Annotated in this window: 13 protein-coding genes; 10 read left to right on the plus strand and 3 right to left on the minus strand. The window is 46.9% G+C overall.

The window, feature by feature from the left end:
- Positions 1 to 81: 81 nt before the first annotated feature.
- The 5 genes from FM037_RS23845 to FM037_RS23865 all read left to right on the plus strand — a co-directional run bounded on the left by FM037_RS23845 (position 82) and on the right by FM037_RS23865 (position 3371).
- Positions 82 to 495, plus strand: coding sequence for a YjfI family protein (locus FM037_RS23845; RefSeq protein WP_144048058.1), 414 nt, complete (start codon positions 82 to 84; stop codon positions 493 to 495).
- Positions 496 to 534: 39 nt separating this feature from the next.
- The gene (locus FM037_RS23850) at positions 535 to 1221 is read left to right on the plus strand and encodes a PspA/IM30 family protein (protein ID WP_144048059.1); all 687 of its coding nucleotides are present in this window, start codon (positions 535 to 537) and stop codon (positions 1219 to 1221) included.
- Between the two features lie 202 nt (positions 1222 to 1423).
- The gene (locus FM037_RS23855; RefSeq protein WP_144049107.1) at positions 1424 to 2077 is read left to right on the plus strand and encodes a DUF4178 domain-containing protein; all 654 of its coding nucleotides are present in this window, start codon (positions 1424 to 1426) and stop codon (positions 2075 to 2077) included.
- 86 nt (positions 2078 to 2163) lie between these two features.
- Entirely contained in the window at positions 2164 to 2505 is a 342-nt protein-coding gene (locus FM037_RS23860) for a hypothetical protein (RefSeq protein ID WP_144048060.1), read from the plus strand.
- A gap of 56 nt (positions 2506 to 2561) precedes the next feature.
- The gene (locus tag FM037_RS23865; protein WP_142871329.1) at positions 2562 to 3371 is read left to right on the plus strand and encodes an ion transporter; all 810 of its coding nucleotides are present in this window, start codon (positions 2562 to 2564) and stop codon (positions 3369 to 3371) included.
- Positions 3372 to 3974: 603 nt separating this feature from the next.
- Here FM037_RS23865 and FM037_RS23870 read toward each other — a convergent pair.
- Positions 3975 to 5489 carry a CYTH domain-containing protein gene (locus FM037_RS23870; RefSeq protein ID WP_144049108.1) on the minus strand — a complete coding sequence of 505 codons (1515 nt, stop codon included), beginning with the start codon at positions 5487 to 5489 and terminating at the stop codon, positions 3975 to 3977.
- Between the two features lie 285 nt (positions 5490 to 5774).
- On the opposite strand from FM037_RS23870, the gene FM037_RS23875 reads away from it, so the two are divergent.
- The 5 genes from FM037_RS23875 (at position 5775) to FM037_RS23895 (ending at position 12467) form a co-directional block, all read left to right on the plus strand.
- Entirely contained in the window at positions 5775 to 6455 is a 681-nt protein-coding gene (locus FM037_RS23875) for a TIGR00153 family protein (RefSeq protein WP_144048061.1), read from the plus strand.
- Positions 6456 to 6479: 24 nt separating this feature from the next.
- Positions 6480 to 7748 carry an inorganic phosphate transporter gene (locus tag FM037_RS23880; RefSeq protein WP_144048062.1) on the plus strand — a complete coding sequence of 423 codons (1269 nt, stop codon included), beginning with the start codon at positions 6480 to 6482 and terminating at the stop codon, positions 7746 to 7748.
- A 257-nt stretch (positions 7749 to 8005) separates the two neighbouring features.
- Positions 8006 to 8581: a TIGR04211 family SH3 domain-containing protein gene (locus FM037_RS23885; RefSeq protein WP_144048063.1), complete on the plus strand. Its 576-nt coding sequence runs from the start codon at positions 8006 to 8008 to the stop codon at positions 8579 to 8581.
- A 305-nt stretch (positions 8582 to 8886) separates the two neighbouring features.
- Positions 8887 to 12081 (plus strand): bifunctional proline dehydrogenase/L-glutamate gamma-semialdehyde dehydrogenase PutA, encoded by a 3195-nt coding sequence (gene putA / locus FM037_RS23890; protein WP_185976895.1) that lies wholly within the window; start codon positions 8887 to 8889, stop codon positions 12079 to 12081.
- 209 nt (positions 12082 to 12290) lie between these two features.
- Positions 12291 to 12467, plus strand: coding sequence for a helix-turn-helix domain-containing protein (locus FM037_RS23895; RefSeq protein ID WP_144048065.1), 177 nt, complete (start codon positions 12291 to 12293; stop codon positions 12465 to 12467).
- Positions 12468 to 12541: 74 nt separating this feature from the next.
- On the opposite strand, the gene cydC is transcribed toward FM037_RS23895, so the two are convergent.
- Together cydC and cydD are read right to left on the minus strand one after the other, a co-directional pair.
- On the minus strand, positions 12542 to 14335 hold the full coding sequence (gene cydC / locus FM037_RS23900; RefSeq protein ID WP_144048066.1) for a heme ABC transporter ATP-binding protein/permease CydC: 1794 nt from the start codon (positions 14333 to 14335) through the stop codon (positions 12542 to 12544).
- Complete coding sequence (gene cydD, locus FM037_RS23905) at positions 14332 to 16137, minus strand: heme ABC transporter permease/ATP-binding protein CydD (RefSeq protein ID WP_144048067.1); 1806 nt, start codon at positions 16135 to 16137, stop codon at positions 14332 to 14334. The genes cydC and cydD overlap by 4 nt, the downstream gene beginning before the upstream one ends.
- Positions 16138 to 16381: the final 244 nt, after the last annotated feature.

The following is a 16381-nucleotide window of genomic DNA, read 5'->3' on the forward strand; positions in this document are numbered from 1 at the left end:
ATTTTTCTAAAAAATAGCACTTGACATATTATGTCGTAATGCTATCTTTAACCCAGACATAATATGTCAAAGAGGACAAATATGAATATCCACAATATTGCTAACCACCTCAATGATCTTGGTGACAAGAGTCACACTGGCCTCCAGTTCGATTGTTACCCAATCGATGGTGAAGTCGAAGTATTACAGGTCAATGTCGTTGGTCGTGAAGAGATACCCGTATTCGTATCGGTAACAGAAAACCAAGTTCTCTGTATTAGTTACCTTTGGGGTGAAGACGAAGTCAAGCAGGAAAGTCGCATGGCGATGTTTGAGACCATGTTGGAACTTAACATCCCGATGCCATTATCATCTTTCGCAAAAGTGGATGATAAGTATGTAGTTTATGGTGCGCTATCGGTGCACTCGGATATGCAGGAGATCGAACAGGAACTTTCAGTTCTGTCAGATAACTGCCTGGAAGTCATCGATGAGATGAGCGATTTCCTCAAGTAATTTTTATATATTTACAACTAAATTTAAAGGAGCCACATCATGGGCATACTAAACAAGATTTTAACCGCTTTCCGTGGCGGCGCCACCGAAGTTGGTCAGACCATAGTCGACGCAAACTCAACCCGTATCTTCGAACAGGAGATCCGTGATGCAGAGAAGCACCTAACCAAAGCTAAGCGTGAATTGACTGATGTTATGGCAAAAGAGATGCAAGCCAGCCGTGAAATCGACCGCTTAAAGCGTTCAGTCACAGAGCATGAAGGTTTTGCGACTCAAGCTCTACAGCAGGAAAATGAAACACTTGCATTAGAAGTTGCCGAGAAGATAGCTCAACTCGATCAAGAGCTAGCCGAGCAACAGTCTGCTAACGACAGCTTCAGTTCTCACGCCGCGCGTCTTAAAGACCTGGTGCGTAAGACTGAACGTCAGTTAACCGACTACCAGCGTCAACTCACTATGGTAAAGACCACTGAGAGCGTACAGAAAGCCACGGCGTCGATAACTAACTCTTTCGCCGGCAGCAACTCTAAGCTGTTAAATGCTAAAGATTCGCTGGAGCGTATCAAGGCTCGTCAACTGCAGTTCGATGATCGCCTGAAAGCATCCGAAGCTTTAGAAGATGAAAACAGCGATAAGTCACTGCATGCCAAGTTAGCTGAAGCCGGTATCGGTGAGCAGAAGTCCAACGCGAATGCCGTATTGGACCGCCTCAAGGCTCGTAAGTAATCGCGATTAGATTTCACATGAAGCTAGATACTAGCCTCTCATGCCTTGACTAAAAGTACAGCGCTTTTCTTTTCATAAAGAAAGGCGCTCTTTTGTCTTAAGCCGCAAATAGTATTTAGCAGGCTAACTATCAAAGCAGTTTTTCCAGTGAATTTTACTAGGGAAATAGCCGCTTAAAATATATTAAAAATCAGGAGTGATGATGAGTTTTTTAAAAGGTCTTTTTGGTAAAAAAGAGACACCCCAGCGTCAGCTAGATCATCCCTCTAAGCTCCTCAAGGGAGATATGATCTCTCTGGATGATAGCTTCGCACTGCCGCCACAACTCAGAGGTCAGCAGCTAAGAGTCGAATCCATCAGTACCTATGAATACCAACGTAAACAACTGACTGAATGGGCACTCAAGGGTCATGGAAATGACACAATTTTCTTGTCTCTCGATGAAGACGATGAAACTTATCTGGCCTTTTCCATTAAGATCAACCGTTCTATAGTTGAGCATATTTTCGATCTCGACCAGTTTGGGACCATATTCGAAGAAGATGAGCAGGCACAATTAAGCACATTAAAGTTACCGAGTGAGTTAGTTTCAGAGTTTTCTCAGTGGCTAGGCAAAGAATACCACCAGGTCAATTTCGCTCAATTTGGTTACTTCCACCGAGAAGATTACCGAGGTAAGAAGCCGCCACAGGATGCCGATGGTGCCACAGGCGATGAATTCGAGTCCTATCATCTACTTGACGAAGATGAGAAATATGCCGTCAATGTGGAAGTCTATGCAGATGGCGATACCGATGTCATGTTAACCTTGTACCGTCCGCTTGCCGATATTCGAGATTATTGGCCCGGGAAATAAGCTCTACAGTTCCTAGGTTCTAGAACCTAGGAACTGAGTTTTAAGAACAATTTTATTGTTAAGGTTAATTTTTAAGGTAATACTGAATGACTAAGAAAAAGAGCTCGCTCCCGGATCAATGGTTACAAAACCAGAAAGCCGCGAAAGCGACTCAGGTGGCGTTCGACTTAGATGAAAAATTTCAGTACTCCATACGTAAAGCCGCACTAGACTCGGGCTTCAGCCCCTCGGATCAGATCCGCACCATCTTAGGACTCTCAGTCACTAAGCGACCTAAACGTCCACGCCTGACCGTGTCTCTCAGTCCTGAAGATTATGTGCTGCTAGCCGAGAAATATAACCTCTCTCCAGAGTCCCAGTTGGAAATAAAAAAACGGGTACTCGACGATCTCATCCACTTTAGCGATAAAAACTTGTACACTCAGTGAGATACAAATAGAAAAGTCTATCATTTAAGTAGGCTGATGAATGGATACAATCTTCTATGGTTAACATAAGCCGCTGGTTTCCAGAGACAGAAACCCACCCGACCCCCTTTCAGCTAGCCATGATGGTACTGTCTTTTTTATCGGTCATCGTAGTACTCGTACTCACTTTCGCCAAGACCGAACCTGAAACTCGTCGCTTACTCTTGATGATCGACTTTAGTATCTGCATGATTTTTCTGAGTTACTTCTTTGTTAACCTTTTCAAATCCGACAACAAACTTCTTTACCTGCAACACAACTGGATAGACTTAGTCGCCAGTATTCCTGCCATAGAACCACTAAGACTAGCGCGTTTATTTCAGATCCTAAGAGTAATCCGACTTATTCGAATGACCCACTCGTTAATCGCTCCTTTAGTAAAACAACGAAGGCAAGCAACGTTAGCCAGCTTACTCGTGGCTATGGTCACTATCTTAACCATCTCTTCGGTATTAATGCTGATTGTAGAAAGTGGCGCACCCGATGCCAATATTCACACCGCTGAGAATGCAATTTGGTGGGCATTAGTGACTATTTCAACCGTTGGTTATGGTGACTTCTACCCCGTAACGACTGTAGGACATGTTATTGGCGCCATTGTCATTATCTGTGGAGTCAGTTTTTTTGGTGTGATCTCCGGTTATATGGCATCAATATTTATTGCTCCCGATGAAACCGAGAAGCTTGAAACTCAAAGTGAAGAGATAAAGTGTGAGCTCAAGATGGCTTTAGATAGAATGGAAAAAAACCAGGATCAACTCATGCAAGAGATCACTCTGCTGCATAAGGAGATAAAAGATATTAAGGAAGATAAGGATAGACCCTAGGCGCTAGAAACTAGGAGCTAGGTTGAAAAGCTGAGATGACGACCTTTGGCCTATCGCTACGCCTATTCGACGGGCTAGGCCCTGTTTGAAAAGGTGAAGCAGCAGATCTTGTTGCTGGATGGGGGTTTAGCCCGAGGTTTACGATTATTCCGTTCCCGGCTAAAGCCGGTCCTACACTACAGCGAAGCGTAATCTGACCGCCATGGATGGTGGGAATGTCGGTTATGTAGGGAACAATAACCGACGTAGATCCACCAGCGCAGCGCCATCTTAGCCCCACCAGCGCAGCACCATCTCAGCTCCACCAGCGAAGCACCATCTCAGCTCCACCAGCGAAGCACCATCTTAGCTCCACCAGCGCAGCGACATCTCAGCTCCACCAGCGCAGCGACATCTCAGCTCCACCAGCGCAGCGACATCTCAGCTCCACCAGCGCAGCGACATCTCAGCTCCACCAGCGCAGCGACATCTCAGCTCCACCAGCGCAGCGACATCTCAGCTCCACCAGCGCAGCGACATCTCAGCTCCACCAGCGCAGCGACATCTCAGCTCCACCAGCGCAGCGACATCTCAGCTCCACCAGCGCAGCGTCATCTTAGCTTTTTACCTCCAATACGGCTGATTGCTCAGTGCCGATCGCCTCGAGTGCTCCATGGCAAACACCAGACTCTCCTCTTTATTCTGCAGCCAATCCGAGATATCTAAATCCAGCGATTCACTAATCTGAGCCAGCTGTCGATAGGCGGCCAAGGTTCTGATCCCTAAAACCAAATCTTGCCAAGGGGCTCTGAATGCATCTCGGCTCTGCTTAGTATAAAGCTCACCATAAGCCACGCCGACGAAAATACTGTCATCCAAGGCACGAGCGAAGGACTGGTACTCTCGACTGGTCAAGTCGGCTTCCGATGGCATCAAGGCTAAAATCTTCTGCCAGGAGGCTTCCTGCATCTGATCGGCAAAGGTCTTAAGACCCGTTTTAACATTAATGTTAAAATTGACACGACTCTCTCCTGCTCGTATTGCGAACAAGAGATCGACTAAGCTAAGTTGCAAGCTGCCATAACAAGTATCGGTTAGCATCGTCTGTATAAGACCCGAAATAGATAACTGCTGCAGTGATCTTAAGGCCTGCTCGGCTAATTTAGCCTTCTTTGGCTGTCTGGCAATAAGCTGACAATTCTGACTCAATATTTCGGCCAGGCTTAGTCCGGTCTCGACGAAGCCCAAGTGAGCCTCTATACATTCAAACTTAGCGATAAGACTATCGCTAAGCAAGTTAAACTGCTCTAAGGTACATCTAAGCAGTCGTACACAAGCGCGCAGACGATAGCAAAGCATAGGTACTTGCTTCAGGCTATAGGCATCTGTTTCTAATATCATGGCTTCTAGTTGCTGCCAGCGTTCCAGGCCAGTGCTTAAAAGAGAAATAAGTGTCTGCTTGAGGTCTTGGTTTGGTTCTAAGGCGATAAACTCCAGCACCTCCAGACTCAAAGGACTCGATTGAGCCGCTAACCGGTAACCTCGTTGAGCCTTACTCGCCTTGCCTAAACGTACGGGAATGGTTTCGGCGACCTTAATACCTAAGTCAATTAACGCCCCGGTCTTGCCTGTCATTAACTCGAATTCTAACTCACAAATCGGCTCAGATTTTGTTTCACCCTCTCTTGTGACGCTCACTTCGCCAATATCTAAGGCGACTTCCACCAGGCTCTCATCCACATAGATATGCCAAGTTCGCCTCTCAAAATTCGTATCGAACAAACAGGTCAGTTGAGATTGCACTGCTGTAATATTCGCCGCATCTGGCCATATATTTTCAGGAAATAAATTTAAATCGGGCTCGGCTTGATCTATATCAATATTGTATTCCGGTCGAGAATGAATCCCGCCTACCACTGTTCCTGCTGTTTTTATCGTCTGTTCACGCTTACCATCGCAGCCACGAATCCTGAGACCCATGTCCCAACGTCGCAGCTGTAGATCTGGGGTATCGAAATAGCCATTAGACAGAAATCGGCAGGCTTTCTGCTCACTATCTGGTAGACTATCTAGCAGAACAATCAGGGTTTGTTGTTGTTCTAACTGGAAAAATAATTTTAGTTCTATCTCGGCATTCATTCGCCAATTGCTCGCTCTGTAGTCAGGTTTAGATCTGTATTTTTTTGACGCTGGAAAAGCTGTCATCAAAATTTCATTAATATTTAATCAATATTTCATCTGCTAGGTGAAATGTAATATTACTGTCACAAACAATCCGTAGGATTGCGCTTTCCAGTTCAGATATAACTCGTTAGAATAAAAACTGATAGTTTTAATGTAAATCACAGTTTCAATACGCGGTCGCTTGGGTTAACATGCGCCCGCTTTTTCCAACAGTGGAATAACCTAAATAGGTACACGGCAATGCCAGTAAACTCTATTTTGGGCGTGTTTGCAAAATCGCCAATTAAGCCTCTACAAGAGCATATAGACAAAGTGCACCAATGTGCATCGATACTTATCCCATTTTTCGACGCAACAGCTGCAGGAGATTGGGATGAGGCAATAGTACTACGTAAGCAGATCAGTGCTACGGAGCGTGAAGCTGATTCTCTTAAACGTGAGATCCGCCTAACACTTCCCGGTGGTCTATTTATGCCCGTTGAGCGAACCGATCTTCTGGAACTTCTGACCCAGCAAGATAAGATCGCCAACAAAGCAAAAGATATCTCAGGTCGTATCATAGGCCGTCAGTTAGTTGTCCCTCAAGAGATTCAAGTCCCCTTCAAAGCTTATTTGTCCCGCTGCCTCGATGCAGTCGTTCTGGCCAAACAAGCAATCAACGAACTCGACGACCTGTTAGAAACCGGTTTCCGTGGTCGTGAAGTTGACTTAGTCGCAAAGATGATCGCCAAACTCGATAAAATCGAGGAGGATACCGATGATCTTCAAATCAAGATCCGTCGTCAGTTGTTCGCTATCGAAAATGATATGAACCCTATCGATGTGATGTTCCTCTATAAGATAATTGAATGGGTCGGCGACCTGGCAGATCTTGCCGAACGTGTCGGTTCCCGCTTAGAGCTTATGCTAGCTCGCGTCTAACAACAAAGTTATCAAGGTAACAACATGGTTGATGTATTAGTCACCAATGGCCCATTGCTGATTGCAATTGCGGCTACTTTTGGTTTTTTAATGGCATGGGGTATTGGCGCAAATGATGTAGCCAATGCGATGGGAACCTCGGTTGGTTCTAACGCTATTACGATTAAACAAGCGATCATCATAGCGATGATTTTTGAATTTGCCGGTGCTTATCTAGCGGGTGGTGAAGTAACGAGTACGATCCGTAAAGGGATCATCGATTCGGCCTACTTCGTCGACTCACCAGAGCTACTGGTCTACGGTATGATCTCGGCGCTGTTAGCCGCTGGTATCTGGTTAATAGCAGCATCCGCTCTCGGTTGGCCTGTCTCTACCACTCACTCTATCATAGGTGCCATCGTTGGCTTTGCCGCGGTAGGTGTGGGCACAGAAGCTGTAGAATGGGCCAAGGTTGCTGGTATCGTGGGCTCCTGGGTAGTCACTCCGGCAATATCCGGCTTTATCGCCTTCATGATATTCCAGAGCGTGCAGAAACTTATCTTCGATACAGATAATCCACTGGATAATGCTAAGCGTTACGTACCTTTCTATATGGCGCTGGCAGGCTTTATGATGTCTCTGGTGACCATTCAGAAAGGCCTCAAGCATATCGGCCTACACTTCAGCACTGCCGAGGCCTATGCATTAGCCTTGGGTATTGCCGTTATTGTAGGTATCGGCGGTATGTTAGCGATTAAACGCCTGAAGATGGACACTCAGGCCGATCGCCAGACTCAGTTCGGCAACGTCGAGAAGGTATTCGCCATCTTGATGGTCGTCACAGCTTGTTGCATGGCATTTGCTCACGGCTCTAACGATGTAGCAAACGCAATTGGTCCACTAGCGGCTGTCGTTTCAGTGGTCAACAGTGGTGGTGAGATCGGTAGCGAGGCCGCTATCGTATGGTGGATCCTTCCACTAGGTGCCGTAGGTATTGTTATGGGTCTGGCCATCTTTGGTAAGCGCGTGATGCAGACCATAGGTAAGAACATTACTCACCTAACCCCGAGCCGTGGTTTTGCCGCAGAGCTTGCTGCAGCTTCAACTGTAGTGATTGCATCGGGTACCGGCCTCCCAATATCTACGACACAAACCTTAGTCGGTGCGGTTTTAGGTGTAGGTATGGCCCGCGGTATCGCAGCGATTAACATGGGTGTGGTCAGAAACATTGTTGTTTCCTGGGTCATCACCTTGCCAGCTGGTGCTGCACTGTCGATTCTGTTCTTCTTCACCATAAAAGGCATCTTCAGCTAAGCCATTAGACTTAGCCTGTAGACACAAATGATTAAGGGAAGCTAATGCTTCCCTTTTTTATACCTCAGCTCTCAACCACCAAACTGAAGTGACGTTTCATTTTGCCCGTCATTTTCATGACAGTACCCCTAGTCTCGTCTAAGTTTTGACATTAATTAAGCTTCATCCACTCACAGACATATCTCTTGCATCTAGCCCTTGCAAAACGTCCTGCAAATCCCTAGCATGTGGCTATATTTCGTTGATGAGAATTCAAAGTGTTAAGATTCTTTGCTTTAGTGGGACTGTTATTACTCTCTCCAAGCCTTTTGGCCGCAGGTCAACCTGGATACATATCCGATAAAGTTTATCTCTATCTTCATGGTGGACCAGGTACCCAATTTCGTATCTTGGGTAGTGTAGAGGCGGGCCAGGCAATCTCACTGTTGGGCGAGACCCAAGGTGACTACACTAAGATCATCGACCATAAGGGCCGTGAAGGCTGGGTAGAAACGAAAATGGTGACTCGCAAAAAGAGTTTCCGTGAACAGTTACCCGAAGTGCAGAGTGAGCTAGATAAGACCAAGTCTGAGTTAGAGCAAGCCCTTAGTTCCAGCGATAACAATGCTGAGCAACTCAGTCAACTCAAGTCAGATCTCAGCCGTGCACAACGAGACCTGGCTAAGGCAAGCAGTGAGCGTGATCACGCTACTAGCAAGCTAGCTAATATCGAGAAGAACGAACGCTTCCAGATGTGGCAAGAGGGCGGCATCATTGCAGCTATCGGTTTACTCATAGGTGTCATCTTAGTCTATCTGCCGAGACCCAGACGTAAGCAGAAGAATCGCTGGTAAACAGTCCATTCCCCACAAAATCGTCCCCCAAAAGCCAGCATTCAAATGCTGGCTTTTTAATTTCTACATTGACCAACCCGCATAGACAGTGACCTTGCACACCATCTGGCCGGACAAGATCAAACAAAACTCACATTCACGACCGCTATAGTGTTCCTCGTCACATTTTGATGATACTATCCCGCGGAAAGATGCCAGATTGTATACAAAAAATAAGATGCATCTTACTACTCTTATCTAAAAGGCTCTTCAAAGCTGTAATTAGAGAAGATTTTGTTCAAGCAAACTGTCCTTAACCGGCCCAGATGGAAGTGATTACTATGTTCAAAGCAAGTGAAGTTCTGACTGGTCTTTATGACTCAGCCAACCTCGATGAGCTGTTTACAGCCATCACCAATAACTACATTGTCGATGAAGATGAATATCTATCTGAACTGATCAAACTCGTGCCCTCTAGTGACGAAGAGATTGAGCGTGTTACTAAAAGAGCTCACGATTTGGTAGCCAAAGTTCGTCAATATGACAAGAAAGGTTTAATGGTTGGTATTGATGCATTTCTGCAACAATACAGTCTAGAGACACAAGAAGGTATTATCTTGATGTGTCTTGCCGAAGCGCTACTGCGCATCCCTGATGGAGCGACTGCCGATGCCCTAATCCAGGATAAGCTATCGGGTGCGAAATGGGATAAGCATATGAGTCAAAGCGACTCTACGTTAGTCAATGCTTCCACCTGGGGCTTAATGATAACGGGAAAAATTGTCACACTCGATAAGAATATCGACGGCAAACCCAGCAGCCTGCTAAACCGTCTGATCAATCGAGTCGGTGAACCCGTAATCCGCCAAGCTATGCTTGCAGCAATGAAAATCATGGGCAAGCAGTTCGTTCTGGGTACCAGTATCAAAGATGGTCTCAAGAACAGTGAAGCTAACCGCAAGATTGGCTATACACATAGTTACGACATGCTCGGCGAAGCAGCTCTCACTAAAACTGACGCCGATAAGTATTTTGATGAATATTCATCCGCGATCTCTGCACTTGGCGCGCAAAGCTATGATGAGAGCCAAGCGCCCCGACCCACTATCTCGATCAAGTTATCAGCCCTTCACCCAAGATATGAAGTAGCCAATGAAGATCGTGTCCTCTCCGAGCTTTATGACACACTCATCAAGCTAATTAAGCAAGGTCGTGAGTTAAATGTCGGCATCTCAATTGATGCTGAAGAGATGGACAGACTCGAGCTTCACCTAAAACTGTTCCAGAAACTCTATAACTCAGATGCAGCTAAGGGCTGGGGCTTGTTAGGTATAGTAGTACAGAGCTACTCCAAACGCGGCCTCCCAGTACTTTGCTGGTTAACTCGCCTGGCGAAAGATCAAGGAGATGAAATCCCTGTACGTCTCGTTAAAGGCGCATACTGGGATAGTGAATTAAAGTGGGCTCAGCAAGCTGGCGAAGGTGGATACTCCCTCTTTACTCGTAAAGCAGGCACAGATGTTTCTTATCTTGCATCTGCACGTTACCTTCTTTCAGACGCGACTAGAGGCACCATCTATCCTCAGTTTGCAACACACAACGCCCAATCTGTTGCCGTTATTATGGATATGGCAGGCGACCGCCTGTATGAATTCCAACGTCTTCACGGCATGGGACAGGAACTCTACGATACGTTAATTTCCGAAAGCCCAACAACGCGTATTCGCATCTATGCACCTATTGGTGAACATAAAGAGCTACTACCCTATCTGGTACGTCGCTTACTCGAAAATGGCGCCAACACCTCATTTGTCCATAAGCTGGTCGATCCTAATGTCGCCATCGAGTCACTTGTCGTTCACCCGATAAAGACACTGCAGAAATATAGAACCCTGTCTAATAATAAGATCGTTAAACCCGCCGATATTTTTGGCGCAGAGCGTAAAAATTCCAAGGGACTCAATATGAACATCATCTCTGAATCTGAGCCATTTTTCGCGGCTCTCGAGAAATTTAAAGACACAAGCTGGAACGCGGGTCCTCTAGTCAATGGCGAGCTATTAAGCGGCGAAACGAATGACGTCGTCAGTCCCTTCGACACCACTAAAGTCGTGGGTAAGTTAGCTTTCGCTAATGACCAGGCCATAGAGCAGGCCCTTTCCGGCGCAGATTTGGCCTTTAACGACTGGTGTAATACACCTGTCGAAATACGTGCTAATGCGCTACAGAAGCTTGCCGATCTACTCGAAGAAAACCGTGAAGAACTCATCGTCCTTTGTACCCGTGAAGCAGGCAAGAGCATTCAGGATGGAATCGACGAAGTTCGTGAAGCCGTAGATTTCTGTCGCTATTACGCCGTGCAGGCCAAGAAGATGATGGCTCAGCCTGAATTGCTTCCAGGCCCAACGGGAGAGCTCAATGAGCTGTTCCTTCAAGGTCGCGGTATCTTCGTCTGTATCAGTCCATGGAACTTCCCACTGGCTATCTTTATTGGTCAAGTAGCCGCTGCCCTAGCTGCGGGGAATACAGTTATCGCTAAGCCTGCAGAGCAGACGTCTATCGTTGGCTTCCGTGCAGTTCAGCTGGCACATGAAGCTGGTATTCCTAAAGATGTACTTCAATTCCTACCAGGAACTGGCGCAGCAGTCGGTGCGGCAATCACCTCAGATGAGCGTATTGGTGGTGTTTGTTTCACAGGTTCTACGGGAACAGCCAAACTGATTAACCGCACCCTAGCAAACCGTGAAGGTGCAATTATCCCACTTATCGCCGAAACCGGCGGTCAGAATGCCATGGTTGTCGACTCGACATCACAGCCTGAGCAAGTCGTCCATGATGTTATTGATTCATCTTTTACCAGTGCAGGACAACGTTGTTCGGCGCTACGGGTACTCTTCCTTCAGGAAGATATCGCAGACAGAGTGCTTGAGGTGATGAAAGGTGCCATGGATGAGCTAACCATAGGTGATCCTAGCTCAATCAAGACTGATGTAGGCCCTGTGATAGATGCAACGGCTCAGGCTAACCTTAATGCCCATATCGACCATATCAAGCAGGTAGGAACTCTGCTTAAGCAACTCAATCTGCCGGCTGGTACGGAGAAGGGTTACTTCGTCGCACCGACGGCTGTAGAAATTGATTCTATCAAGGTGCTCAAGAAGGAACATTTCGGTCCTATCTTGCATGTGATTCGCTACAAGGCTAACGAACTAAACAAGGTGATCGATGAGATCAACAGCACGGGCTTCGGTCTGACTTTAGGTATCCATAGTCGTAACGAGGGCCATGCCCTTGAAGTCGCCAACAAGGTCAAGGTAGGCAACGTCTATATCAATCGTAACCAGATTGGCGCAGTTGTCGGCGTACAACCTTTCGGTGGACAAGGCCTATCGGGCACAGGACCAAAGGCCGGTGGACCACTCTATCTGACTCGCTTCATCACAGAGAAAACCCGTACCAATAACATCACCGCCATAGGGGGTAATGCCACGCTTCTCTCCTTGGGTGATAGTGACGATTAATTGAATCCTTCAATGACTCTTTAGCTAATCGTAAGCTAAAGGTTAACGAATAAAAGAGCCAGACCTTAGTGTCTGGCTCTTTGTTTTTGAGTGTTGAGCTATAACGCCACTTTGATGTGAGATAGTATTATTTGGCTGTCCTTATCGAGCACACTGATGTGGTATTTGACTATACTTGAGTCATTCCCATTCAATTAAAGGAGACAGTGATGAGTGACAAAGTGCTAGATCTCGATGAGGTCAGTAAGATCTTAGGAAAATCAGAGGCCACCATAAAACGTTACGCAAGAGAGAACTTACTTACCAACATTGGCGAAGATGATGAGTTCAAATTCAAAGAAGATGAAGTAAACCGTTATCTTGAATTTGCAAAACGCTTAGGTTAAACAAGTTCCAGTGCAATTAGGGAGAACACATTCTAGTCCTCCCTCCCCTTCATTCCCAAAAGACTAATACCTCACTAATTCAGTTTATGATTGAGACTTGCGTAGTATTCATCAGCCACTAATAAATCATCATGGCAGCCAGAGACTCTTAACTTCCCATTCTCCATCAAATGGATAGTGTCCATCTGGGTCATAGCTGTCAGCCTGTGGCTGATCATCAGCAAGGTCTTGTCCTTAGCAAATTCAAACAGCAGGGCCAATATCTCTCTCTCGGTGCGCTTATCCAATCCTTCGGTGGGCTCATCGAGTAATAATACAGGCGCATCGCGCAGCAAGGCTCTGGCTACTCCGATACGACGCTGCTCGCCGCCAGAGAGCTGCCTGCCCCCCTCACCAATCCAAATATCCAGTGGCTTATCACCTTGGGTCAGGTTGGATAATCCAACTCTATTTAATACCCCTATCAGAATCTCATCATTAGCGGCTTGTACGACTCTGCGCTCGGCCCGTGTCGGTAAATCAGCAACAGTCCTCTGTGCTAAGGCCAAATTACTTCTTAATGTTCCGCTAAATAGGTAGATACGTTGACTCATAAGGGTGATGCCAGCGGTCAAAGCTTGCTGACTATATTGATCAATCTCGACACCATCGAGCCTGATACACCCTGAGCTAGCTTGCCACTCTCGGGTGATCAAAGACAGCAAGCTCGACTTTCCGCAGCCAGTCTGCCCCAGTAAGGCCACTTTTTCACCAGGCTTAATACTCAGGTTAATGTCTCTAAGCACCACTTTTTTAGTCTCAACTTGAGCGTCTTGATCATAGGAGAAACAGATCCCTTTGAGTGTCAGCTCACCATGATGGACGCTAATGTCGCTGGCGTTATTGAATACTATACTCGGTTCCTGATCCACCAGCTCATTGACTCGCTCGGCTGCAGTGACACAAGAAGATAGATGCTGAAAGGCGCCGGCTATTGGCATCAACATCTCGATGCAGGCCAAAGTCATAAACACGACCATGGCAAGCATAGGCCCAGGTGGCAGATGCTCACCGACCCCAGATGATGCCATATAAAGGATCGCCATAACGACTAGACCATGACACAAAATAAGAGCGCCTTGGCTCAGGGCCGTGACATTCGCCATCGCCCTCTGGCTAGCTAATAGTCTAGCTTCAGACTCGGCAAGCTGGGCCCGAAAGCGTTCATTGGCACCGAAGAGGGAGATCTCTGCCAGTCCCTGTACAAACTCCAGCACTTGTACCCGGTAGATTCGTTTGCTCTCTAATAATTCGACACCCGGTTTCCGCCCCAGGTGATAGAAGATCCAAGGCAATACCAGCCACACCAAGAGTAAACTTCCGCATAAGATCAACGCCAGTTCGGCATCGAACCAAGAGAGGAATAGATAGAGTGCCCCTAACATCAGGAATGAGGCGGCCATGGGAGTGATAAGCCTGAGATAGAGATGATCTAAGGTATCGATATCGGCGACGAGTCTGTTAAGCAGATCCCCCTGTCTTATCCCTTGCATGTTACTGGCACTGAGGGGCATTAACTTCCGCCAAGCCCAAGTTCGCAACTGAGTCAGTAGTTTAAAGGTCGCTTCATGGGTGGCTAAGCGCTCACCGTAACGGCTGGCAGTCCTGACAATCGACAGAAACCTCACTCCGCCCGCTGGGGTAAAGTAGTTGAACATCATAGCCGTTGCGGCAGTTAATCCGGCTACTGCTGCAGCCGATAGAAACCAGCCTGATAGCGAGAGTAAACCGATACCAGCCATCAAGGTCGTGATACTCAATATTAGACCTGTGAACATCATCAGCCACTGATGCTTAAACAACTTGATAAAAGGTAATAGGGCTCTCATGAGTTTGACTCCTTATCGATACAAGTCTCTACTTCACACACATCATCTTGCATCTGTCTAAATAGCCCTTTTTCTCGATTCAGTTCATCAAAACTTCCTCGCTGAACGATCTCACCTTTATCCAGCACTAGAATAGTATCCATCCCATCGAGCTGCTCAAGTCTATGGGTCACCATCAAGCATGAGGATTGTGACATAGCGTCACGCAGTGCACTTAATACCGCCTGCTCGCTATGACTGTCTAAGCTTGCTGTAGGTTCATCTAACAGAAACAGCTTCGCCTCTTGTCCTAAGGCTCTGGCTAGCGCGATGCGCTGGGCCTGACCGACAGAGACGCCTGTCATCTGCTCACCGATAGGGTGCTGTAGGCCTAAGGCCTGCTCCTGGACGAAATCCAATACCTTGGCTTTAGCCAATAATGCTTCCACCTCAGCGTCCCTCATATCGGGATTGGCCATTGCCACATTGTCACGCACTGTGCCATGAAATAGCTGAGGATCTTGTCCAAGCCAGGCAAGGTGTCTGCGGTAATGAGCTTTGTCCAGCTCTCTTAACTCAAATCCATTGACCTTGAGTGATCCATGATAAGGCAGAAAGCCAAGTAAAGCGTTGAGCAGGCTGGTTTTACCCGAGCCACTTGGCCCTACCAGGGCCACATGCTGGCCCTGTTTAAGGTGAAAGCTCAATGGACCCACTAATTGGCCCCCATCGTGACTCATCACGGCTAAATCTGTGGCAATAATCTCGACTCCAGTACGCCAGTCTAATTCAATACCACCAGCCTTTCTTTCAATGGCATCTGCCTCAGGCTTATATTCTAACAATGCCATCAACTCTTCGGCCGCGCCTATGGCTTGGGCCTTAGCATGATAGTGAGTGCCCATGTCGCGCAGTGGCTGGTAAAACTCAGGTGCCAGCATGAGTACAAACAAACCGACAAACAGGCTGATCCCCCCGCCGTAATCACCGAAGTTAAGGTGCCCCAAATAATTAAAACCAAAATAGACCGCCAGAACCGCGATAGACACGGCGGCAAAAAACTCCAACACGGCGGAGCTTAAGAAGGCCATCCTGAGCACGGACATGGTTCTTTCACGGAACTCTTCCGATGCGGTTTCTATCTCCTTGACCTCGGCGTCGCCTCGATTAAAAATCTTTAGGGTCGGCAAGCCCTTTAATCGGTCCATAAAATGACCACTCAACTTGGCCAAGGCGCTGAAATTCTTGCGGTTGGCATCAGCAGCGCCCATACCGACTAAGATCATAAACATGGGAATAAGGGGGGCCGTGGTCAACAGGATTAGTCCGGCAGCCCAATTTAACGGAAATACCACTATCAGTATGGTCAGAGGAATGAAACCAGCCAAGATAATTTGCGGCAGATAACGGGCGTAAAAGTCGTGCAGATCTTCTACTTGCTCCAGCACGATACTCGCCCAACTTCCGACAGGCTTTCCCTTGATAAAGGCCGGGCCAAGTTCGATTAGTTTATCCAGAACCGCACTGCGGATCTGTAACCTGAGTCGTTTTCCCGACTCGAAGCTCGCACGCTCACGGGCAAACGCCAGCAAGGCCCGCACGGGAATGAGCGCCAGTAAGAATAAAAACTCATTGGTATAGTGAGACTTGTCTAGCTCGAGAATGATAATGCCATGCAATATCGTCGACAGAAGATATGCTTGAACGATTAATGAAAATCCGGTTAATAAGCCAAACAACACAGTCAAATTGAGATAGAAGCCACAGGATTTTTTCTGCTGTCTCAACCAAGAAGTCAGTTGTTTCTCTAACGATTTGTCCATGCCGCTCCTGCAAATTAGTATTTCATGATGAAATAGTGGGAAGTGAGAGTTCACGCAGTATCGCAGGCATCGCTCGCGGAATAAACTGGCAGGCCTAGAAATGTTAAGAGCTTCACAAAAATTGCGCTAGATCAAAAAAAGATGGAACCTGTGCTTAGCTAATGTGTCTCAAGATAAGGCCCAAATTTAGCTGACAAACCCAATAGGAAAATTTGAATGGCGATGAATTTATTAAAATGAGTGA

The organism is Shewanella psychropiezotolerans (assembly GCF_007197555.1).
In the GTDB taxonomy this organism is placed as follows: Bacteria; Pseudomonadota; Gammaproteobacteria; order Enterobacterales; family Shewanellaceae; genus Shewanella; species Shewanella psychropiezotolerans.

What these genes read in the sequence shown, in the direction of transcription:
- FM037_RS23845 (WP_144048058.1), top strand. Translation starts at nt 82, where the DNA reads ATGAATATCCACAATATTGCTAACCACCTCAATGATCTTGGTGACAAG.
- FM037_RS23850 (WP_144048059.1), top strand. Translation starts at nt 535, where the DNA reads ATGGGCATACTAAACAAGATTTTAACCGCTTTCCGTGGCGGCGCCACC.
- FM037_RS23855 (WP_144049107.1), top strand. Translation starts at nt 1,424, where the DNA reads ATGAGTTTTTTAAAAGGTCTTTTTGGTAAAAAAGAGACACCCCAGCGT.
- FM037_RS23860 (WP_144048060.1), top strand. Translation starts at nt 2,164, where the DNA reads ATGACTAAGAAAAAGAGCTCGCTCCCGGATCAATGGTTACAAAACCAG.
- FM037_RS23865 (WP_142871329.1), top strand. Translation starts at nt 2,562, where the DNA reads ATGGTTAACATAAGCCGCTGGTTTCCAGAGACAGAAACCCACCCGACC.
- FM037_RS23870 (WP_144049108.1), bottom strand. Translation starts at nt 5,489, where the DNA reads ATGAATGCCGAGATAGAACTAAAATTATTTTTCCAGTTAGAACAACAA.
- FM037_RS23875 (WP_144048061.1), top strand. Translation starts at nt 5,775, where the DNA reads ATGCCAGTAAACTCTATTTTGGGCGTGTTTGCAAAATCGCCAATTAAG.
- FM037_RS23880 (WP_144048062.1), top strand. Translation starts at nt 6,480, where the DNA reads ATGGTTGATGTATTAGTCACCAATGGCCCATTGCTGATTGCAATTGCG.
- putA (WP_185976895.1), top strand. Translation starts at nt 8,887, where the DNA reads ATGGAAGTGATTACTATGTTCAAAGCAAGTGAAGTTCTGACTGGTCTT.
- FM037_RS23895 (WP_144048065.1), top strand. Translation starts at nt 12,291, where the DNA reads ATGAGTGACAAAGTGCTAGATCTCGATGAGGTCAGTAAGATCTTAGGA.
- cydC (WP_144048066.1), bottom strand. Translation starts at nt 14,335, where the DNA reads ATGAGAGCCCTATTACCTTTTATCAAGTTGTTTAAGCATCAGTGGCTG.
- cydD (WP_144048067.1), bottom strand. Translation starts at nt 16,137, where the DNA reads ATGGACAAATCGTTAGAGAAACAACTGACTTCTTGGTTGAGACAGCAG.